The organism is Gordonia sp. UBA7860, assembly GCF_002500165.1.
Lineage (GTDB): Bacteria > Actinomycetota > Actinomycetes > Mycobacteriales > Mycobacteriaceae > Gordonia > Gordonia sputi.
The window spans coordinates 549-22,689 of the sequence record NZ_DLSO01000092.1 but is presented as its reverse complement, the minus strand read 5'-3'; the positions used below and the strand labels follow the sequence as shown (position 1 = coordinate 22,689).

Genomic DNA, 22,141 nt, shown 5'->3' with positions numbered 1-22,141 from the left:
AAGAACGTGTACTGCGTCATCCGCTCGCCGCATAAGTACAAGGACAGCCGCGAGCACTTCGAGATGCGTACTCACAAGCGACTCATCGACATCCTCGACCCGACGCCGAAGACCGTCGACGCGCTCATGCGCATCGATCTTCCGGCCAGTGTCGACGTCAACATCCAGTAGGGCGGGGGCGAAGAGAAATCATGAGTAATCAGAGCGCGACCAAGGGCATTCTGGGCACCAAGCTCGGCATGACCCAGGTCTTCGACGAGAACAACCGTGTCGTTCCGGTCACTGTCATTCAGGCAGGCCCGAACGTCATCACCCAGCTCCGTAACCAGGACCGCGACGGCTACACCGCCGTGCAGCTTGCCTACGGTGCGATCGATCCCCGCAAGGTGACCAAGCCGGTCGCAGGCCAGTTCGCGAAGGCAGGCGTCACGCCGCGTCGCCACCTGGCCGAGATCCGCGTCGCCGACACCAGCGAGTTCGAGGTCGGTCAGGAATTGACCGCCGAGATCTTCGCCGACGGTGCGCTGGTCGACGTCACCGGCACCTCCAAGGGCAAGGGATTTGCCGGCGCGATGAAGCGCCACGGCTTCTCCGGTCTTGGTGCCAGCCACGGCGCGCACCGCGTGCACCGTGCCCCCGGCTCGATCGGTGGCTGCGCCACCCCGGGTCGTGTCTTCAAGGGCATGCGGATGGCCGGTCGCATGGGTAACGACACCGTGACCACGCAGAACCTCACCGTCCACAAGGTGGACGCCGAGGCCGGTCTGCTGTTGATCAAGGGCGCCATCCCCGGCCGTAAGGGCGGAATCGTGGTCGTCCGTGACGCTGTGAAGGGTGGTGCGAAGTGAGCACCGAAACCACAACGAAGCTGACGCTGGACGTCAAGACCGCCGACGGCAAGACCAACGGAACCGTTGATCTGCCCGCCGAGATCTTCGACGCACCCGCGAACATCGCACTGATGCACCAGGTCGTGGTGGCCCAGCAGGCCGCCGCTCGCCAGGGCACACACGCAACCAAGACCCGTGGACAGGTCAGCGGTGGCGGCGCCAAGCCGTACCGCCAGAAGGGCACCGGTCGCGCCCGCCAGGGTTCGACCCGCGCACCGCAGTTCACCGGTGGTGGCGTCGTCCACGGCCCGCAGCCGCGTGACTACAGCCAGCGCACCCCCAAGAAGATGAAGGCAGCCGCTCTGCGCGGCGCGCTGAGTGACCGTGCTCGTAACGAGCGCATTCACGTCATCACCGAGCTCGTCGCAGGCCAGGCGCCATCGACCAAGAGCGCTCGGCAGTTCTTGGAGGCACTGAGCACCCGACGTAAGTTCCTCGTCGTGCTCGGCCGCGAAGACCTGACCGCGTGGAAGAGCGTTGCGAACCTGAAGAACGTGCTGCCGATCGCTCCCGATCAGCTCAACACCTACGACGTCCTCGAGTCGGACGAACTGGTGTTCAGCGTCGAGACGCTCAACGCGTTCATCGCACAGAACACGTCGACGGCCAAGTCCGTCGCCAATGAGACAGAGGAGGCCTGAGCATGGCTACGCAGGCTGACCCGCGTGACATCATCCTGGCGCCGGTGATCTCGGAGAAGTCGTACGGACTCATCGAGGACAACGTCTACACCTTCCTGGTTCACCCGGACTCGAACAAGACGCAGATCAAGATCGCCGTCGAGCAGATCTTCGATGTGACCGTCACGAGCGTCAACACCGCGAACCGCCAGGGCAAGCGCAAGCGCACCCGCGCAGGCTACGGCCAGCGCAAGTCCACCAAGCGCGCGATCGTCACGTTGACCGCAGACAGCAAGCCCATCGAGATCTTCGGAGGACCGGTCGGCTGACCGGGACTTCAGAGAAGGACTGAGAACTCATGGCTATTCGTAAGTACAAGCCGACGACCCCGGGTCGTCGCGGATCGTCCGGCGCTGATTTCGCCGAGATCACTCGCGACCACCCCGAGAAGTCGCTGGTTCGTCCGCTGCACGGTCGCGGTGGACGTAACGCACACGGCCGGATCACCACCCGGCACAAGGGCGGCGGTCACAAGCGCGCATACCGCTTGATCGACTTCCGTCGCAACGACAAGGACGGCGTCAACGCCAAGGTCGCTCACATCGAGTACGACCCGAACCGCACCGCCCGCATCGCGCTGCTCCACTTCGTGGACGGCGAGAAGCGCTACATCATCGCGCCCAAGGGTCTGTCCCAGGGCGACGTGGTGGAGAGCGGTCCCGCCGCCGACATCAAGCCCGGCAACAACCTGCCGCTGCGCAACATCCCGACCGGTACCCAGGTGCACGCCGTCGAGCTGCGTCCGGGTGGCGGAGCGAAGATGGCTCGCAGCGCGGGCGCTTCGATCCAGCTCCTCGGTAAGGAAGGCGCGTACGCGACCCTCCGTATGCCGTCGGGCGAGATCCGTCGCGTCGACGTGCGCTGCCGCGCAACCGTCGGCGAGGTCGGCAACGCCGAGCAGTCGAACATCAACTGGGGTAAGGCCGGCCGTATGCGGTGGAAGGGCAAGCGCCCGACCGTCCGTGGTGTCGTGATGAACCCGGTCGACCACCCGCACGGTGGCGGCGAGGGCAAGACCTCCGGTGGTCGCCACCCGGTCAGCCCGTGGGGTCAGCCTGAGGGCCGTACCCGTAAGAACAAGGCCAGCGACAAGCTGATCGTCCGGCGCCGTCGCACCGGCAAGAACAAGCGATAAGCACAGGAGGGAGTTAGAGAATGCCACGCAGCCTCAAGAAGGGCCCGTTCGTCGACGACCACCTGCTTGCCAAGGTGGATACGCAGAACGAAAAAGGCACCAAGCAGGTCATCAAGACCTGGTCGCGTCGTTCGACCATCATCCCCGACTTCATCGGTCACACCTTCGCCGTCCACGACGGTCGCAAGCACGTCCCGGTGTTCGTCTCGGACAACATGGTCGGGCACAAGCTGGGCGAGTTCGCCCCCACCCGTACCTTCAAGGGTCACATCAAGGATGACCGGAAAGCGAAGCGCCGGTAATGACTACGCAGACCGATAATCCCACCGCGAAGGCCACGGCCAAGTTCGTTCGCGTGACGCCGATGAAGGCCCGTCGTGTACTCGACCTGGTCCGCGGCAAGAACGTCGACGAGGCGCTCGACATCCTGCGGTTCGCACCGCAGTCGGCGTCGGAGCCCGTCTACAAGGTTCTCGCCAGCGCTGTCGCGAACGCGGAGAACAACCTGGATCTGGATCGCCGGACCCTGGTTGTCGCCACCGCATTCGCTGACGAGGGCCCCACGCTCAAGCGGTTCCAGCCGCGCGCACAGGGCCGCGCGTTCCGTATCCGCAAGCGCACCAGCCACATCACTGTTGTGGTCGAGAGTCTTCCCGAGAAGGCATCGTCCGCACGCGGCCGGTCGCGTCAGCCGAAGAAGAAGGGAGCCTGACAGTGGGCCAGAAAATCAACCCGCACGGCTTCCGTCTGGGCATCACCACCGACTGGAGTTCACGGTGGTACGCCGACAAGCAGTACGCGGAGTACGTGAAGGAAGATGTCGCCATCCGCAAGCTCCTCTCGCAGGGGCTCGAGCGTGCAGGCATCGCCAAGGTGGAGATCGAGCGCACGCGTGACCGCGTCCGCGTCGACATCCACACCGCTCGTCCCGGCATCGTCATCGGCCGCCGTGGCGCCGAGGCCGACCGCATCCGTGGCGACCTGGAGAAGCTGACCGGTAAGCAGGTCCAGCTGAACATCCTCGAGGTCAAGAACCCGGAGTCGGAGGCCCAGCTCGTGGCGCAGGGCGTCGCGGAGCAGCTGAGCAACCGCGTGGCGTTCCGTCGTGCGATGCGCAAGGCGATCCAGTCGGCGATGCGTCAGCCGAACGTGAAGGGCATCCGAGTCCAGTGCTCGGGTCGCCTCGGCGGTGCAGAAATGAGCCGCAGTGAGTTCTACCGCGAAGGTCGCGTGCCGCTGCATACGCTGCGCGCCGACATCGACTACGGACTCTACGAAGCCAAGACGACCTTCGGCCGCATCGGTGTGAAGGTCTGGATCTACAAGGGTGACATCGTCGGTGGCAAGCGTGAGCTGTCCGCAGCCGCGCCGGCAGCCGAGGATCGTCGTCCGCGTCGTCCCAGCCGTCCTCGCCGCAGCGGTGCCTCTGGCACCACGGCCACCAGCACCGACGCAGGTCGGGCAGCGGAGGCTCCTGCCGAGGCAACTGCTGGCGCCGGCGCCGGAGCAGAAAAGCAGGAGGGCTGAGGCATGTTGATCCCTCGTCGGGTCAAGCACCGCAAGCAGCATCACCCGAGCCTCAAGGGCCAGGCCAAGGGCGGCACCAAGGTGACGTTCGGTGACTTCGGCATCCAGGCTCTGGAGAGCGCCTACATCACCAACCGTCAGATCGAGTCCGCTCGTATCGCCATCAACCGGCATATCAAGCGTGGCGGCAAGGTGTGGATCAACATCTTCCCCGACCGCCCGCTGACCAAGAAGCCTGCCGAGACCCGCATGGGTTCCGGTAAGGGTTCGCCCGAGTGGTGGGTTGCCCCGGTCAAGCCGGGTCGCGTGCTGTTCGAAATGACCTACCCCGATGAGCAGACCGCTCGCGAGGCCCTGCGCCGCGCGCAGCACAAGCTGCCCATCAAGACCCGGATCGTGACCAGAGAGGAGCAGTTCTGATGGCACTCGGAGTTGCAGCAGCTGAGCTTCGTGATCTCAGCGACACCGATCTGGTCGACCGGCTCAAAGAGTCGAAGGAAGAGCTCTTCAACCTTCGGTTTCAGATGGCTACCGGCCAGCTCGACAACAATCGTCGTCTGCGGACCGTGCGTCGCGAGATCGCACGCATCTACACCGTGATGCGCGAGCGTGAGCTTGGTTTGGCGTCGGGACCGGATGGTGATGACGCATGAGTGAGGACCAGAAGGTGACCGAAACCAACACCGCTGAGCGGAACCGTCGCAAGGAGCGCATCGGTTACGTCGTCAGCGACAAGATGCAGAAGACCATCGTGGTCGAGCTGGAAGATCGTAAGCGTCACGCGCTGTACGGCAAGATCATCCGGACCACGAGCAAGGTCAAGGCCCACGACGAGAAGGGCGATGCCGGCGTCGGCGACCGCGTGCGGATCATGGAGACCCGCCCGCTGTCTGCGACCAAGCACTGGCGTCTCGTCGAGGTGCTGGAGAAGGCCAAGTAAGAGCCGTCTCTACAAGACAACGACTGTGGCCCGCCCCCGGAAAGGGGGCGGGCCACAGTCGTTTTGTTGCGGTGCTGTCGCCGACTTGCTGCGGAGCGCAAATGTCCTTGACGGGCCGGGTCGTGCTGTCGGCGGGATCTGTGTTGCCCTCTCGACAGAGATCTGCGGCGCCTCCCCCGAAACGACTCGACCCGCCCGACTGGAAAGTCGAGCGGGTCGGTGACCGGTGCGCCGCTGCTCACCCGGAGAGGTGGCCGGTGAGCTGCTCGACCGTCGTGGTGAGCGGTCGTCCACCCCCGCTCACAGGACAAGAATATGGGCGACGACCGGTGGCGGAACAGGGACTTTCGACCCGATTGCGGCTACGACGTAACTGACTCGATCCAATTGATGTCATCGGGTGTGACCTTGCGGGACTTGGCCGCATAGTCGGCGTGCTCGGACAGGAAGTGGCGCACCATCGGGCACACGGGAACGATCAGCTTCCCGGCGGCGATGGAGTCGTCGAGAGCCTCGCGCACGAGGATCGTCGCCAGGCCGCGCCCGCCGAAGTCCGGGCCAACCTCAGTGTGGTAGAACACGCGTTCGGCCGTGCCGTCGTGATCGCGGTCGCGGTAGGCGGTGAGTCCTGCGACGCGGCCGTCGACGCTGATCTGATAGCGGTTCTCGTCAGCGAGATGGCTGACGTTGGTCTCGGCTCCGGTTTTGTCGGTTGTCATGAGTTCGAGGGTAGGCCGCGGGGCCGACCTCGTGGGATGCCTCAGCGTGAGGTGGCCGCTTTCCGGTAGCCGCGGAGAGCCGGATAGGTACACAGGACGGTCACCACGACCGTCCATAGGGTCACCTGGATCAGCGACGACGTGATCGGACCTCCCGATGCGAACGATCGCATGAGCTCGATCGCAGGAGTCATCGGCTGGTGTGCGACGATCGGCTGCAGCCATCCCGGGTACGCGTCGACTGGACTGAAGCCGGAATTGAAGAACATGAGAACACTCGACAGCAACGACAACAGCGGAACGAGCGGAGCGCCGGGGCTGAAGTTGATCGCCAACGCCAACACGAAGATGGCGTAGGCGATTCCGAACATGAGAGACACCCCGACGACGCCGAACACTCCAAGCCATCCAGCGGTGAATCGGAATCCGATACCGAATCCCACGATGAGAAGCAGGAGCGTGGTGACGAGGATTCTGCAGACTTCGCACATCAGTCGTGATGTCAGGTCGGCCGACCTGTTGATCGGCAGTACGTAGAGTCGGCCGAGGAGACCCGTGCCTCGTTCGAGGTTCAGACGGATGGCACTGGCAACGGCGCCGAACATCGCACTCACCAGAATGACGAGCGGGACCGTTCCAAACGCGCTGTCCTGGCCTGTCGCATCACCGACAGCGGTGCCCAGAACGACTTTGAACATGATCATCGTCAATGCCGGAACCAACACGATCTGGATGACTGTCGCGCGGTCGCGCAGTAGCACCGACAACTGTCGTCCGGTGAGCAGCAGACTCTGCCGATACCACGACCGCGGTGAGCCCTCGGCGGGTTCAGCTGCGGTCGCCGCTTCGGCCGTGGGAACTGTCCCGCTCGTGTGCATGGCGCCGGCGCTCATCCGCGTGTCCTCCGCACTGCAAGCGCAGTCAGTGCGACGCCGAGCAGACCGAGCCCCACGCACCACCAGAGAGCGGGCGCCACGACTGCCCACGACGATGTGCCGTCAGTGAGGCTTCGCAATGCGTTGGCGAACTGGGAGATCGGCTGATTGCGCACAAACGGGGCTATCCAGTCGGGGAACTGGTCGACGGGCGCGAATCCGGTGGAGAGCATGCCGAGAACCAGAACAGGTAGTGCCAGTGCCTGACTGGTCGCTTCCGGGCTACCCGCGAGCAGTCCGACCGCATCTGTGACAAGCGTGAAGAACAAACCGATGACGATCGCAATCGCGTACAGGCCCACCGTCTCGACGACGCTGCCCTGCGGACGCCACCCGATGATCAGACTCGCAATCGTCGCGCAGGCCAGCGCGATGATCAGCAACACCGCGTTGGTCCCGGCACGTGCGAGTACCGGTACGGACGCCGACATCGGCAACGTGCGAAACCGCGTGTTGATGCCCTTGACCCGATCGAACGACGACCGCATTGCTGCCGTTGCACCGACGAACGCGAGCGATTGAAGCGTGATGATGGGCATCAGATACTGCGCGTAGTCCATCCCCGGGTATCGATCCATCACAGAGCGCAGTGGGAGATAGAAGCATGTGGCGAGAAACGCCGGCGCGAGGAATGCGAAAACCACCTCGCCGTTGCGGATCATCGCGATGACCCCGCGCGCGGTCAGTGCCCTGAGCTGCCCGCGCGCTGGGATCTTGTCGTCAGCTCCGTGCATCGGTGATTCGGTGTCGCGCGTCTGTGACTCAGCTCGGTGTATCGGTGACGTGCCGACATCGTTGTGCTGTGCAACTGCGCGTTCCGTCATCGCGCACTGTTCCCGTCTGACCCGGCGTCTTCGGCGCGGTCGGGTTCGGTCAGTGCGAGAAAGACCTCGTCGAGCGAAGGCCGTCGCAAGGAGATGTCGGAGAGCTGGATCCCCGCGGCGTCGGTGGTGTTCAGAATCTTCATGAGTGTCCGCGGACCCTCGGGTGCTGGTACAGCAAGCGAGACCTCCGAGACGGTGTCGTCGGCCTCTGAGGCGTCGACGCGCGTCCGGCCCCGGATCTCCGACGTGGTCCTCGTACCGCTGCCGGCCGAGTGCGGGGCGAGTAAGTCTTTGAGCCGCGGAATATCGGCGGCGTGCAGCGGGGTCACCTCGCAGTAGGAGTCACCCGTCTGTGTCTTGAGTTCGTCAGCGGTGCCCGATGCGATCACCCGGCCGTGATCGATGACCACGATGTGGTCGCTGAGAGCGTCGGCTTCCTCGAGATACTGGGTCGTCAACAGGGTCGTGACGCCGGAATCCCGGAGCGTCTCGACCAGTCTCCACACCTCCTGGCGGCTGCGTGGGTCGAGGCCTGTGGTCGGTTCGTCGAGAAAGACGACCTCGGGTTTACGTACGAGCCCGCACGCGATGTCGATCCGTCTCCGCATGCCACCGGAGTACTGGCTGACCCTGCGGTCGGCGGCTGCACCGAGTCCGAACTGGTCGAGCAGATCGGCAGCACGCTTCCGAGCGGTTGCTCGGGACAGTCCCAGCAGTCTCCCGAACAGGACAAGGTTCTCTTTGCCTGTCAACGACTCATCCAGTGCAGCGAACTGCCCGGTGAGCATGATCGAGCGTCGGACAGCGGGTGCATCATCGACGACGTCGTGGCCCGCGACCGAGGCGGTGCCGCCGTCGGGTCTGAGCAAGGTGCAGAGCATGTTGACCGTCGTCGTCTTGCCGGCACCGTTGGGACCGAGGAGCGCCAGGATCGACCCCTTCTTGACGCTGAAGCTGACGCTTTCGACGGCCGTCATCTCCCCGAACGACTTCCGCAGGTCTCTGGCCTCTATGGCGTTCTGAGTCTCCGGCGTCGAGAAGTTCTGAGTCTTGACCGCCGGTTGGTCACGGGTCTTCGGCTCTGCGTACCTCTCCCACGGGGTGGTCACCACTGACTGCGGTTGCCGTCGGAGACCTTCGGTCTCCGGAGTGGTGATACGCGCATCCCTGAGATCGCCGGACGTCGCCAGGCCTACAAAGCGCGACGACGCCGTGCCGGGTCCGTCGCGACGGTCGGCGTCCGTTGTCGCGTCGTTCCCGGGACGAAGCCTTCGCGCACGTTCGTGTGTCGCTGCGATCAACCACTCCGAACCTCTGCCGTCGCTACTGGCGTGCCGTCCGGCTCGCTGGCGGGTGTCGTCGGGGACGGCAACTGCTCGGTCCGGGGCGTGCGGACGCTCAGCTCCGAGCACAGACGGGGTCGACATCGCAGCGCGACCAGTCGACAGGTCGGTCATGTCTTCCCTTCCGCATGGGTTTGTGCTGGTCGCAGCTCGTATCCCAAACTACCCAGCCCCAGCGTCTCAGGCGAGAGGTTTCCTGTCACGGCTTCCGTCGTGCACCTGGCGTGTGGTCGTGTGCCAGGTGGATCAGGGCTGATGGGATTCGAAATCCCTCCCCGGGCATCATGCTGAGGATTCGTTAATGTAATCGTTAGAGCTAACATTGAGTGTTACTCAACCTAGCCTGAGGATTCCGAAGTAACGTTGCGCTGGTTCCCAACGAACATACTTCAGGAGCGTGCGATTACGAACCCGCCGAGCCGAGGGCAACAGTTGATCAACAGGTGAATTGCACGATCCGGGACGGACAGCCCCTTCCCGGCTGTATTCGACCATGGCCGACAACCGGCCGCTTTCGTGGACGATGATCGAGGAGTCTGACTTGTTCGAACTGACCGCAGCGCAGCGGGGCATGTGGTTCGCCGAGCGACTCTCGGATCGATACTCGGTCAATATTGCGCAATTTTTGGATATGGAGCACACCCAAGAATCGTTTGACCCGCGGATTCTTGCTGAATGTCTGATCGATGCCTGCCGGGTGCTCGAATCTCCTTACCTGCGAATGATCGAATCCGGCGGCGAGGTCCGTCAGGTTGTTGACCAAACGATCAACCACGAGGTCGACATCATCGACTTCCGTGGTGGCGTCGACCCCTTCGCGGCGGCTTATGAATGGATGCTGGACGAATACCGTAGTCCGGTCGACCTGGCTCACGACAAACTCGTGATCAGTGCTCTTTTACGGGTTTCGGACGAGCGGACACTGTGGTACATGCGCGGTCACCACATCGTGATCGACGGTTACTCGGCACTCACGCTCACCCGTATGGCCGTCGAACGGTACAACGCGCGAGTGACCGAGACCGAGCTGGTCGAGAAGCCCCTGGCCACGATGGCCGAGGTTGTGGCCGACGAGCAGGCCTATCGCGAGGGCTCACGGTACGCCGCCGACCGCGCCCACTGGCTCGAGCAGGTCAGCGGGTTCGGTGAGCGCGTGACCCTGTCGCGGCGGGGGGTCACGGCACCACTCGACCCGGTCAACCTCGTGTCGTCGGCGATCCTCGAGAGCACTGTGCAGGATCGGCTCGAACAGGTCGCCACCGACCTCCACTCGTCGGCTGCTGTCATTCTCACCGCGGCCTTCAGCGCATTCACTGCCCGTCGGACCGGCCTCGACGATGTGACCCTCACACTCCCGGTCACCGGCCGTGCGACAGCCAAGATCAAACGTGCGGGTGGAATGCTCGCGAATCTGCTTCCCGTCCGGGCAACGGATGTGACCGACAAGTCGGTACGCGAACTCATCGAGTCGATGCAAGTGACCCTGACCGGGGCGCTACGCCACCAGCGTTACAGGGTCGAGGACATCCGCCGCGACGCGGGGCTCCACGAGACAGGCGCCACCACATTCGGTCCTGTCGTCAACATGATGTTCTTCGACAAGCCGATCGAGCTCATCGGGGCGCGCGTCGAGTATCACATTCTGTCGTCGGGAATCCTCGAGGATCTGCTGGTCAACCTCTACCAGGCCAGCCCGGGCGCTCCGCTCGGTGTGGATCTACATGCCAACCCGGGTCTCTACGAGCAACATGAACTCGACGTCCTGCACAGCAGATTCATCGCATTCCTGCATGAGTTCCTCGCTGCCGGTTCGCTCGATCGTCTGGTGGCGGACCTGCCGATGCTCACCGACCGGGACAGAGAGCTCCTGGCCGGTCTTCCCGCGCCGCACCCGACAGCGCCGACCGCGTCCGGGCACGCCGACCCATCGATCATCGGCCGATTCCGACGGATCGTCGACGAACACCCCGAGTCCGTAGCTGTCGTCGATCAGCACGGTCACCGACTGACCTATGGGGAACTCGCGGACCGCGTTGACCGCGTCGCGCGTGCACTCACCAAGCGCGGTGTCGGACCCCGCTCCGTCGTCGGCATCGCCACGCCCCGACGCGCGGATCTGATCAGCGTGATCCTGGGCGTTCTGAGTGCCGGTGCGGCATATCTGCCGGTGGACACGGCGAGTCCGGCGGATCGACTGGCGTTCATCATCGAGGACGCGGCTCCGGCCTGCGTCATTCTCGACGATGAGGCGGAGGCCGGCGCCGACGCCATGGCGGGGATTCCTGCGGTGAGCCTGTCCACGCTGCTGAGCGAAGCGGGCGCGGTCCCGCTCCCGGACGCGCAACCGCTCGATTCGCTCGCATACATCATTTACACCTCTGGATCGACCGGGCGCCCGAAACCCGTTGCTGTCACGCATCGCAACCTCATTGCCCTGCTGGATGCGGCGGGTACCGAGGTCGATTTCGCTCCGGCAGACGTCTGGTCGTTCTTCCATTCGTATGCGTTCGATTTCTCTGTGTGGGAGATTTTCGGGCCCCTGTCGTCAGGGGCGCGGGTGGTGATCGTCGACCGGGACACCGCAAGGTCACCCCACGAGATGCGTGCCCTGATCGAGCATGAATGCATCACTTTCGTCTCCTTGACGCCCTCTGCATTCGCGGTGTTGGCCGATGCCTGCCGGCTGTCGGGATTGCCGTCGTCGCTGCGGCACATCGTGTTCGGCGGTGAAGCGCTGCCGTTCGACGAAGTGGATCGGTGGTACCGCACCTTCGGCGACTCGGTGAAGCTGACGAACATGTACGGCATCACCGAGACCACCGTCCACGTGACATCGCGGGCGCTCGATCCCGGACTGGTGCGTACCGAGTCGGGCAGCATGATCGGTGCTCCGCTGCCGTCGATGGCCATACACCTGCTCGACCGGAGGCTTCAGCCGGTGGCAGAAGGCGCGGTCGGCGAGATCTATGTTGCCGGAGAGCAAGTCGCGCGCGGGTACCGCGGACGACCGGGGCTGACCTCGCAGCGGTTCATCGCGAACCCCTTCGGAGACGGTGATCGGCTGTACCGCTCGGGTGACCTCGGACGAAGGGTCGGAACCGACATCGAGTATCTCGGTCGGTCCGATCTCCAGGTGCAGTTGCGCGGCTATCGCATCGAACTCGGTGAGGTCGAGGCGGCGCTTCGCGCGTGCCACGGTGTCGCCGGCGCGGCCGCCAAGGTGCACTCGAATGTCGCTGACAGCGGCCCCAAACTGGTTGCCTACGTGGTGCCCGACGAGGCGTCGGGTTCTGACCTCGACGTCGCACGGGTTCGTGCGGAGGTTCGTCAACTCCTGCCCGGCTACATGGTTCCCGACCTCGTGAATGTCATCGACGGTCTGCCGCGGACGATCAACGGCAAGCTCGACCGAGCCATCTTGCCGGCCCCGGTCTTCGACCGTCCCGGACATGACGTCGTGCTGCCGACCACCGACACCGAGCGCATCGTCGTCGATGCTGTCGCCGACGTGCTCGGTACCGAGCGGATCGGCATGCGGGACAACCTGTTCGGCGTCGGGGGTGATTCACTCGACGCCGCTCGGATCGTCGCACATCTGCGGACCACCACGGGTAAGGCAATCGGGCTGACCGACCTCTTCGACAGTGAGGACCTCGCCGACTTCGCGCGCAGAATCGAGCAGGTATCGCAGCCCGCTCCCTCTACCCCCACGACGCTCGACGACCGTCCGGAGACCATTCCGCTCTCCACCGCACAGACCCGGCTCTGGTTCACCAATCGTCTTGACCAGTCATCGGCTGCCTACAACATGGCCGGTTACGTCGAGTTGGGGCCAGAACACGACCCGAGCGTGCTGGTGCAGGCATTCGCCGCAGTGGTCGACCGGCATGAGACATTGCGCACCCGGTACCCGTCCGTGGACGGCGAGCCGGTTCAGGAGATCCTGTCGGCGGACACTGTTGTGCATTCGGTGACGGCTCCGATCCGCCAGGTGTCAGACGCCGACGTCGATGACGTGGTCACGGAGCTGGCTGCGAGGGGTTTCGACCTCGCGGCCGAGGTGCCGGTGCGCTTCACGGTTCTGGCGAAGCCGTCGGGTTTCCTGGCGTTGATCGTGTTACATCACATCACCGGTGATGGAATGTCGTTGTCGCCGTTGGTGCGAGATCTCCTGACGGCATACGATGCGCTCCGCACAGGCAGGGATGTTGCATTCACTCCACTGCCGCTGCAGTACATCGACCACACGATCTGGCAACGCCAGATTCTCGGCGACCCCGACGATGGCAACTCCCTGGCGCGGGCCGAGCTCGACTTCTGGCGTCGGGAATTCGCAGGGGCCGACGAGGTGATGGAGCTGCCCGCAGATCGGGCGCGCCCCGACATTCCCTCGGGCAGAGGGGCATTTGTTGACAGGCTGATCACTTCGACGACCTTCGACGCGGTGACCGACCTCGCCGCCTCTGTGAACGCGACGCCATTCCACGTGATGCACGCCGCGCTGAGTGTGCTGCTCTCGAGGCTGTGGGGAGGCTCAGATGTCACCGTCGGCACCGCCGTCGCCGGCCGCGACGATCGCGCATTGGCCGACCTTGTCGGAATGTTTGTCAACACGGTGCCGCTTCGAACCCGGATCACGCCATACAAGACGGCTCGAGAAATCGTCGAGGATTCGAAGAGCGTGTCTGCGCGCGCGATTGCGCACTCGCATGTGCCGTTCGAGCAGGTCGTAGAAGAAATCGCACCCGACCGGGCACTGTCGCATTCGCCGTTGTTCCAGGTGATGCTCACCTGGCAGCATGATTGGCTCGGACCCGATGCCGAGCAGAATCTCGGCACGTCCGTCCGCGCGGTGCGTATCCCCGCAGCCAAATACGAACTCCAGGTGGCGTTCACGCAGTCCGAACACGCAGAGGGTCCTGCCGTCGACGTCGAATTCGGCTATGCGACAGACATCTTCGACGCGTCGACTATCGAGATGTTCGCCGACGAGTTCGCGCGTGTGCTGACCGCGATGGTGCGGCAACCAGACAACGCGGTCGGAGCGATCGATCTGCTCGACACCGAGGTTGTGACCGAGTTGGGAACGATAAGTGCTGCAGCGCAGCCACGTTCGTTCCGCGAGCTCCTTGCCGGCGCAGCGACCGATCGGCGATCCTCGTCGGTGGCACTACGCGGAGACACCACCGTCACGCGCGAATTGTTCGAAGCTCGCACCAATCAGATCGCTCGCGAACTGGCCGGGCTCGGAGTGGGTCCCGGTGACGCCGTGGCGATCGAGATCGGTCGATCGACCCTGTCAGTCGTGGCCACGGTCGCCGTGATCAAGTCGGGTGCCGCCTTCGTCCTGATCGACCCGACCTATCCTGCCGAGCGTCGGCAGATGATGCTTGAAACGATCGGCGCGGCAGTAGGCGTGACGCGCCCAGGGCATCGTGCAACCCACCAGGTCGGTATGCGCTGGCTGGCACTCGACGACCCGAACCTCGAGATGCAGATTGCAGGGCACAGCGGTGCTCCACTGCGGGACGACGAACTCGCGCGGCAGCCATCACTCGACGATGACGCTTACCTCATCTTCACCTCGGGTTCGACCGGAAAACCGAAGGCGACGCTGGTTTCCAACCGCCAGGTCGCGAACCTGGCCGAGGCGACCACCCGTCGGTTCGGCGTCGGACCACAGAGCCGGGTGCTGCACGTCGCGTCGCCGAGTTTCGATGTGTCTGTGCTCGAGTTGTTGCTGGCGCTGCACAGCGGCGGTGAACTCGTGGTCGCAGGGGTAGACGAGTATGCCGGATCAGCACTGACCAACGTCATCGCGAAGAACGGGGTTACCCACGCGATGATGACACCATCGGTGCTCTCGACGATCGAGCCGTCCGAGGTACCGATGCTGCAGACCGTGATGGCGGCGGGGGAGGCGTGTAGCGCCGAACTCGTTCGCCGCTGGTCGAGTCGATCGTTCTTCAACGCGTACGGGCCGACCGAGGCCACGGTCATCGTCACCGTCGACGGCCCGATGACCCAGGACGATCAGGTCACGATCGGTACCGCATTGTCCGGAGTCGGCGCATTCGTTCTCGACGATGCCCTCCGGCACGCGCCTGCTGGCGTGACCGGAGAGTTGTATCTCGGAGGTGACCAGGTCGCCATCGGATATCTGCATCAACCAGCACTCACCTCGACGCGATTCGTGGCCAACCCGTATGGTCCGGGCCGGCTCTACCGCACCGGTGATCGTGTGACGCGGCGTGGAGACGGCCGCATCGTCTACCACGGGCGTAACGACTTCCAGATCAAGATCCGAGGCCTGCGAATTGAGCCGGGGGAGGTCGACGCCGTCATCGAGGAGCACCCGAGCGTCGTGACGGCTCTGAGCGCAGGTATTCCCGGGCCGGCACGTGAGACGTTACTGGTGAGCTATGTCAGCATCGCCCCGGGCGCAACCGTGAGCCCGGACAACATTCTCGACTTTGCCGCGAGTCGCCTTCCGCGACATATGATCCCGCACACCATCGTCATCGTCGACCGGTTCGAACTGACCCCGGTGGGAAAGATCGATCGCAGGGCGCTGCCGAGTGTCGACCTGTCGTCCGCCGAGGAGTACCTCCCGCCGCGGACCGAGATGGAAACAGTGATCGCGGGCGTCTTCAGCGACGTCACCGGCGCGGAACGAGTTGGGGCACGAGACGATTTCTTCGGACTCGGTGGTACCTCGTTGTCAGCGGTCAAGGTCACCTCACGGGTGTCGGAAGTGATCGGTCGGGACGTCTCGGTCCGTGAGCTGTTCGCTGCGCCCACCGTCGCCGAGCTCGCCGAGTCGCTCGGGACCTCACCCTCGGGCTCGTGGGCGCCGCCGCTCGGCCCGCGTGCGCGCGCGGAGATGGTTGCGGTCTCAACTGTCCAGCGCGGACTCTGGGTGGTGAACAACGCTTCACCCGAATCGGCTGCCTACAACATCGCGCTGGCGTTGAGAATCCGCGGTGAACTCGATGAGATCGCGTTGCGACTAGCGGTGCGCGACGTCGTAGAACGACACGAGACGCTACGTACGACCTACCCGATGATCAACGGGCAGCCGATGCAGCTGATCATGCCTTCCGGGGCAACGGACGCGCACGCCGATCTGCGAGTGGTCGCCTACGACGGAGACGTCGCACAGGCGATCGCGGAGATCACCGGTCAGGGCTTCGACGTGACCAGTGGAGTCCCGGTTCGGTGGGTACTGCTGACGCGGCGGTCGAAGCAGGACGATGCTGCTCGCACTGCCGCTCCCGACGTCGCCGGCGAGAGTGTGCTCGTCTTCGTGGTGCATCACATCGGTTGCGATGGGGCGTCGTTGGCCCCACTGGCCCGTGATCTCATGGCCGCCTACGCGGCCAGGGCGCGAGGTGAGGCTCCGGGGTGGAACCCGCTTGAGCTGCAGTATGCCGATTTCACCCTGTGGCAGCAGGAGAAGCTCGCAGCCGTTGACCCGAGCGGCACGAGTGAAGAGCAAGCGCAGCTCGACTATTGGCTGAGGCGCTTGCACGGCTCGCCGGAACGTATTCAGTTGCCGACCGATCGTCCACGCCCGAAGTCGCCGAGCTTTGCCGGCGGGCGCGTCGAGTTCGAGATTCCCGCCGAGCTGCGGAGATCTCTGGAATCGGTTGCCCGGCAGAGTAATACGACCATGTTCATGGTGTTGCACACCGTCTTCGCGGTGCTGCTACACAGAATGAGTGGCGACGACGATATCGTGATCGGCACGCCCTATGCTGGGCGCGCGGACCGTGCTCTCGACGACATCGTCGGGATGTTCGTCAACACCTTGGCGCTGCGCACCCAGCTCGATCCGCATGAAGACTTCACCAGACTTCTGGAACGAGTGAGACGAGATGATCTGTCCGACATGGCCAACGCCGACATCTCGTTCGAACGGATTGCCTCCGAGCTGCTCGCCAAGCCCCCAACCGCGTACAACCCCGTATATCAGGTGATGTTCGCTTACCAAAACCTGGATTTCCCGGCACTGCGGATGGATTCGCTCGAGGTCGAACCGATCTCCGAAGAACTCGTCACCGCGAAGGTCGACCTCCAGCTCACCGTGTTTCCATACTCACTCGACGGTTCGAATGACGCCTCGGGTGCGATGCGGGGCCGTTTCGACTACGCAACAGACCTTTTCGAAGCACAGAGCGTCGAGAAACTGAGCGAACTGTTCCTGAGTCTGCTCCGAGAGGTCGGTGGCGATCCGCAACGTGCAGTAGGGGATATCGTGGCGCGTACCTCCATCGTCGAGGCAGCGGTCGCCGACGATGAAGTCGACTCGCCGTTGCCGCTCTCCGATCTGGTCGCGTCGGCGGCTGAGGTCGGGCCCGCGGAGACGGCCATGACCTACGACGGGATGGTTGTCACCTTCGCGGATCTGTGGTCGATGGTCAGCGTGATGACGGCGGCGATGCCCACGGGGGATATCGACTCGGCGTTGACCATGGCGGTCATGGGAGCGCTTCCGGCGCTGGCCGCCGGTGGTTCAGATGCGCTGGATGATGTGTTGGAACAGTTGCGCGCCAATGCGGTACGCGTCGGGAGAGTGACCATGAGCCGAGAGTCATACGACCAGTGACCGGCCCGACTGGGGGACACGGTATACAGGCGCGCGGGTGGGGGCGGACACCGTCGCTGATTGATCTGATCGGCGCAACGGCCGACGCGTATCCGGACGCGGTGGCGTTCACAGGTGCCGGAGGGCCGGTCCCGTTCTCGCGCCTGGCTGCTCAGGCGTCGGTGACTGCGAGGGCACTCGCGGCCCAGGGGCTCGACGCCGATGCCGCGGTCAGGGCCACGGTCACAGGACTCGTCGCGCGACCAGGTCTATCGCCGGCGGAGGTCGCTGAGGCATCGGCGGCGGCGATCGAGAGTGTGCGAAGAGCGGTCGACGAACTGTTCGGGAGCAGTGATCGCAGCTCACTGCCGGGTCTCGTCCGGTCGTCGGTTCATCGGTTCCCCGACAGGGTTGCGATCACCGACCCCGCCGGTGCGTCGTTGACATACCGGGAACTCGATCGCCGCTCACACGACATCGCGCTTCGCCTTGTCGACCGTGGAGCCGGCCCGGAAACACTGGTGGGAGTTGCGCTTCCGCGGACGGCTGAACTGATCGTGGTCCTGGTAGCCATCGCGCGGACGGGGGCGGCCTACCTGCCGCTCGACCGTTCGCATCCGATCGAGCGGCTGTCCACGATCGTCGACGACGCCGCGCCTGCGGTCATCGTCGCCGATTCCGAAACGACGCATGCGTGGTCGGCCACGGCGTTCGGCGACATGGTGTCCACAGTCGACGACCTCCTCGACGTCGCGCCGAGGGCGACGACACTGCCTGCGCGTGTCGATCCGGCGCACCCCGCCTACGTCATGTACACGTCGGGGTCGACCGGAAAGCCGAAAGGCGTCGCGGTCACCCATGAGGACGTTGTGTCGCTCCTCGATGCCATGTCGCGGATGTATGACTACACCGAGCACGATGTGTGGACGATGTTCCAGTCGTACGCGTTCGACGTGTCGGTCGGGGAGATCTGGGTGTCGCTGGCCTTCGGCGGCAGATTGGTGGTCCTCGACTACGAAACCACCCGTTCCCCTGCGGATTTCGTGAAGATTCTTGACCGCGAGCAGGTGACGATCGTCAATCTGACGCCGTCGGCCTTTTATCAACTCGCTGCGGCCGTGCGCCCACCGTCCGGCGCGCGTATGCCGTCCTCGGTGCGCAGCATGATCTTCGTGGGCGAGGCGCTCGATTTCGAGCAGGTTCGACGCTGGCATACAGATCGCTTGGACAGTGAAGGCGACCCGGGGCCGCAACTGAACAACATGTACGGCCCCACCGAGGCCACGGTCTACATGACGCGCCGTGAGCTGACGGTCGACTTCGTCAGCGCCACATCGGCATCCGATATCGGTGGCCCTATCCCGGGGACACGGACCTACATCCTCGACCGTCGCCTGGCGTCGGTTCCCGACGGTATACCCGGTGAGCTCTATATCGCGGGTCCACAGGTCGCCCGAGGCTATCTGGGTAGGTTCGAGCTCAATGCGACCCGGTTCGTGGCCGACCCCTTCGGCGCGCCGGGCGATCGAATGTATCGGACCGGTGACGTCGCCATTCCCCGTGCCGGGAGTATCGAGTATCTCGGCCGTAGCGATGCGCAGGTCAAGTTGCGTGGCTTCCGCATCGAGCTGGGCGAGGTGGAGGCTGCGCTGTTGGCGGCGGTAGGTGTCGACGCCGCCGCTGCGGCTATCAAAACCCGCGACGACGGCCCCACCCACCTCGTCGGGTACGTGGTGGGCCGGGGTCTCGACGTCTCGGCGATCCGCGCAGAAGTGGCTCAGCGAGTTCCCGACTACATGGTTCCTGACGTGATCATGGAGCTCGAGCAGCTCCCGCTCAACGTCAATGGAAAGCTCGATCGTGCGGCATTACCGTTGCCCCGCATCGAATCGACAGCAGAATTCGTCGCCCCGCGAAGCGAGTACGAGCATCGACTGGCAGATGTCTACGCCGAGGTACTCGGCCTCGATTCGGTCAGTGTGATCGAGTCGCTGTTCGATCTGGGCGGCAACTCTCTGGTTGCGGCTCAGGTGGCGGCGCGCGCGAGTGAAGTCCTCCAACTACCGGTCAGTGTGCGCGACGTATTCACCTCGCCTGCCGTAGCGGATCTGGCGCAACAGGTCGCGGGCCGAGTCGCCGTCGACCGACCCGAGCTGGCCGCCGTCGACCGACAGGGCGCCATTCCGCTGTCGTATGCCCAGCAACGCCTCTGGTTCCTCGCGCAACTCGAACCCGACAACGCCGTTTACAACATTCCGCTCGTGCTGCACTTCTCCGGTGCGCTGGACACCCATGCGCTGGCAGGTGCACTCGACGATGTGGTGCGTCGCCACGAGGTGCTCCGCACCCGATTCCCGGTGCGAGACGGAGTCGCCGAACAGGAGATCGGCGACGACGCGCCCGATATCATCGTCGCCGATCCGATCACCACCGACCCGTCCGATGTCGAGGAGAAGATCGCCGAGATCGCCTGGGAGCCGTTCCGGTTGGCAGACGCCCCGCCACTACGCGCCCGACTGCTCCAGACCGGCCGTGCCGACTACATCCTGGTGCTCGTCGTCCACCACGTCATCGCAGACGGCGCATCGATGGGGCCGCTGGCACGTGACGTGATCGCGGGTTATCGTGCGCGCAGTGAGGGCGAGAGTGCCGACTTCGGCAAGCTCGCGGTGCAGTACGCCGACTACACGCTGTGGCAGCGCGCGGTGCTCGGCGACCCGCGCTCGCGCGACTCGATCGCCGGTCGGCAGCTCGCGTTCTGGCGTGAAACACTCGATGGCGCGGCCGATCTCATCGATCTCCCGTTGGATCACCTGCGGCCTGCGACGCAGAGCAAAGTGTCGCGCAACCATCAGTTCTCGATCGGTGCGGGACTCGCGGCCGAACTCGATGAGTTCGCCCTCGAGCACGGTGTGTCGCTGTTCATGCTGCTGCATGCCATGTGGCTGGTGCTGCTCAACAGGCTTTCGGGCAGTGCCGACATCACGATTGGCACGCCATACGCAGGCCGCGGTGAGCGAGCCCTCGACGACCTGGTCGGAATGTTCGTCAACAGTCTCGCGCTGCGCACACGTTTCGGGGTCGAGGACGCCTTCACCGACCTGCTCGCTGTCGTCAAAGAGACCGACCTGGCAGCGATATCGAATGCCGACGTGCCCTTCGAGATGGTCGTCGAGCAACTCGATCTCCCGCGTACAGACTCGCACGCGCCGGTGTTCCAGGTGGCACTCGCCCTGCAGGACCACACCGACTCATCCTTCGAATTGCCTGGTGTGGCAATCGAGTTCGAGGATCATCCGCGAACCCTCACCGACTACGACCTCTCGGTCACCTTCATCGAATCCTGGCCGGCGGGAGATCGGTCCGGGCACTATCTACGCGGGAACGTCGACTACGCCGCTGACCTGTTCGACCCGCGCTCGGTGGCCAGATTCATCGAGTTCTTCGAACGCATCGCGCGCCAGGTGGTCGCAGAACCCGACATGCGCATCTGCGACGTCGAGATCCTCGAATCCGAACATCGCGACGACCTCGTGGTCGCCGGTGCTCTGCCGTCGCCTGAACTGACCCTGCCGCAGATGCTGGCCAGGGCAGCGTCGAATTCTGATGCCCTCGCGCTCGTCTCGGGCGATGAGTCGATGACCTACGGCGAACTGGATGCCCGAAGCAACCAGTTCGCCCGTTTCCTGATAACTCGGGGAGTGGGGCCCGAGACATCGGTCGTCTCAGCGTGCCGACGCGGCATCTCGGGGCAGTTGGCCTTCTGGGCCATCGCGAAAGCCGGTGGCGCACTGTGCCAGGTCGATCCCGCCTATCCGACCGACCGCATCGCGATGGTGGTCGCGGACTCGGGTGCGCCACTCGGCGTGGTCGAACCGGAATCGGTGTCCGCGATGCCCTACGGAGCCCACTGGGTGGTCGTGGACGACGATCTCTGGGCACAACTCGATACATTCTCCGTAGCACCGCTGTCAGCCGACGAACTGATCGCGCCGGTGCGCGTGGACAATGCCGCCTACATCATTTTCACGTCCGGTTCGACCGGCCGGCCGAAGGGCTCCGCCGTCACGCACCGCGCGACGACCACCGTCGCGGCGCTCGCCGCTGAACGCTTCGGACTGTCCTCGTCGTCGCGGATGCTCGCGGTGAGCTCTCCCAGCTTCGACGCCGCGGTTTTCGAGTCTCTGGTCACCTATGGCAACGGTGCTACTCTCGTGCTTTCCCCGCCGCAGGTGTATGGCGGCGCCGAGCTCGCCGATGTCATTGTGCGTCAACAGGTCTCGCATGCCGTGATCGTCCCGAGCGTGCTGGCGACCATACCGGGTCTGCCCGACGATGCACTGCCGGTGCTGATGACCGCAGGAGAAGCGCTGCCCCACGCCGAGATGGCCCGCTGGGTATCCGGCGATTCCGCACGACGGATGAGCAACCTGTACGGGCCGTCGGAATCGACGATCATCGCAACGTCTGCGGGGCCATTGAGGCGAGATGAGCCGGTCACGATCGGTGATCCGGTTGCGGGCATCACCGTCGCGGTGCTCGACGAGCGGCTGCGACCGGT

At 64.4% G+C, this 22,141-nt stretch carries 17 protein-coding genes; 13 read left to right on the top strand and 4 right to left on the bottom strand.

Annotated elements, in window-relative coordinates; translation table 11 throughout:
* The 11 genes from rpsJ to rpsQ form a co-directional block, all read left to right on the top strand.
* A partial coding sequence (gene rpsJ / locus B3T59_RS12265) for a 30S ribosomal protein S10 (protein WP_287003588.1) occupies positions 1-171 on the top strand: 171 nt, incomplete at its 5' end.
* 20 nt (positions 172-191) lie between these two features.
* Positions 192-848 (top strand): 50S ribosomal protein L3, encoded by a 657-nt coding sequence (gene rplC / locus B3T59_RS12260; RefSeq protein ID WP_049698833.1) that lies wholly within the window; start codon positions 192-194, stop codon positions 846-848.
* The gene (gene rplD, locus B3T59_RS12255) at positions 845-1,531 is read left to right on the top strand and encodes a 50S ribosomal protein L4 (RefSeq protein ID WP_005203933.1); all 687 of its coding nucleotides are present in this window, start codon (positions 845-847) and stop codon (positions 1,529-1,531) included. The genes rplC and rplD overlap by 4 nt, the downstream gene beginning before the upstream one ends.
* A 2-nt stretch (positions 1,532-1,533) precedes the next feature.
* Entirely contained in the window at positions 1,534-1,839 is a 306-nt protein-coding gene (gene rplW, locus B3T59_RS12250; protein ID WP_005203935.1) for a 50S ribosomal protein L23, read from the top strand.
* 29 nt (positions 1,840-1,868) lie between these two features.
* Positions 1,869-2,705, top strand: a complete 837-nt coding sequence (gene rplB, locus B3T59_RS12245; RefSeq protein ID WP_005203943.1) for a 50S ribosomal protein L2 — start codon at positions 1,869-1,871, stop codon at positions 2,703-2,705.
* A gap of 20 nt (positions 2,706-2,725) precedes the next feature.
* Positions 2,726-3,007: a 30S ribosomal protein S19 gene (rpsS, locus tag B3T59_RS12240; RefSeq protein ID WP_005203946.1), complete on the top strand. Its 282-nt coding sequence runs from the start codon at positions 2,726-2,728 to the stop codon at positions 3,005-3,007.
* The gene (gene rplV / locus B3T59_RS12235; protein ID WP_005170314.1) at positions 3,007-3,417 is read left to right on the top strand and encodes a 50S ribosomal protein L22; all 411 of its coding nucleotides are present in this window, start codon (positions 3,007-3,009) and stop codon (positions 3,415-3,417) included. The genes rpsS and rplV overlap by 1 nt, the downstream gene beginning before the upstream one ends.
* A 2-nt stretch (positions 3,418-3,419) precedes the next feature.
* The gene (gene rpsC / locus B3T59_RS12230; protein ID WP_005203947.1) at positions 3,420-4,232 is read left to right on the top strand and encodes a 30S ribosomal protein S3; all 813 of its coding nucleotides are present in this window, start codon (positions 3,420-3,422) and stop codon (positions 4,230-4,232) included.
* A 3-nt stretch (positions 4,233-4,235) separates the two neighbouring features.
* Positions 4,236-4,652 carry a 50S ribosomal protein L16 gene (rplP, locus tag B3T59_RS12225; protein WP_005203950.1) on the top strand — a complete coding sequence of 139 codons (417 nt, stop codon included), beginning with the start codon at positions 4,236-4,238 and terminating at the stop codon, positions 4,650-4,652.
* Positions 4,652-4,885 (top strand): 50S ribosomal protein L29, encoded by a 234-nt coding sequence (gene rpmC / locus B3T59_RS12220; RefSeq protein WP_005203954.1) that lies wholly within the window; start codon positions 4,652-4,654, stop codon positions 4,883-4,885. The genes rplP and rpmC overlap by 1 nt, the downstream gene beginning before the upstream one ends.
* Complete coding sequence (gene rpsQ / locus B3T59_RS12215) at positions 4,882-5,172, top strand: 30S ribosomal protein S17 (RefSeq protein WP_005203958.1); 291 nt, start codon at positions 4,882-4,884, stop codon at positions 5,170-5,172. The genes rpmC and rpsQ overlap by 4 nt, the downstream gene beginning before the upstream one ends.
* A gap of 362 nt (positions 5,173-5,534) precedes the next feature.
* On the opposite strand, the gene B3T59_RS12210 is transcribed toward rpsQ, so the two are convergent.
* The 4 genes from B3T59_RS12210 to B3T59_RS12195 all read right to left on the bottom strand — a co-directional run bounded on the left by B3T59_RS12210 (position 5,535) and on the right by B3T59_RS12195 (position 9,107).
* Positions 5,535-5,891, bottom strand: a complete 357-nt coding sequence (locus B3T59_RS12210; RefSeq protein ID WP_064868218.1) for a GNAT family N-acetyltransferase — start codon at positions 5,889-5,891, stop codon at positions 5,535-5,537.
* Between the two features lie 41 nt (positions 5,892-5,932).
* The gene (locus B3T59_RS12205; RefSeq protein WP_376782609.1) at positions 5,933-6,784 is read right to left on the bottom strand and encodes an ABC transporter permease; all 852 of its coding nucleotides are present in this window, start codon (positions 6,782-6,784) and stop codon (positions 5,933-5,935) included.
* Positions 6,781-7,560, bottom strand: coding sequence for an ABC transporter permease (locus tag B3T59_RS12200; RefSeq protein WP_287003573.1), 780 nt, complete (start codon positions 7,558-7,560; stop codon positions 6,781-6,783). The genes B3T59_RS12205 and B3T59_RS12200 overlap by 4 nt, the downstream gene beginning before the upstream one ends.
* 86 nt (positions 7,561-7,646) lie before the next feature.
* On the bottom strand, positions 7,647-9,107 hold the full coding sequence (locus tag B3T59_RS12195; RefSeq protein ID WP_287003571.1) for an ATP-binding cassette domain-containing protein: 1,461 nt from the start codon (positions 9,105-9,107) through the stop codon (positions 7,647-7,649).
* A gap of 379 nt (positions 9,108-9,486) precedes the next feature.
* Here B3T59_RS12195 and B3T59_RS12190 point away from each other — a divergent pair, with 379 nt between their 5' ends.
* Together B3T59_RS12190 and B3T59_RS12185 are read left to right on the top strand one after the other, a co-directional pair.
* Positions 9,487-17,601 carry a non-ribosomal peptide synthetase gene (locus B3T59_RS12190; protein ID WP_313317183.1) on the top strand — a complete coding sequence of 2,705 codons (8,115 nt, stop codon included), beginning with the start codon at positions 9,487-9,489 and terminating at the stop codon, positions 17,599-17,601.
* Positions 17,598-22,141, top strand: a 4,544-nt coding sequence (locus B3T59_RS12185; RefSeq protein ID WP_287003569.1) for a non-ribosomal peptide synthetase, incomplete at its 3' end; no start/stop codon positions are given. The genes B3T59_RS12190 and B3T59_RS12185, both read left to right, overlap by 4 nt.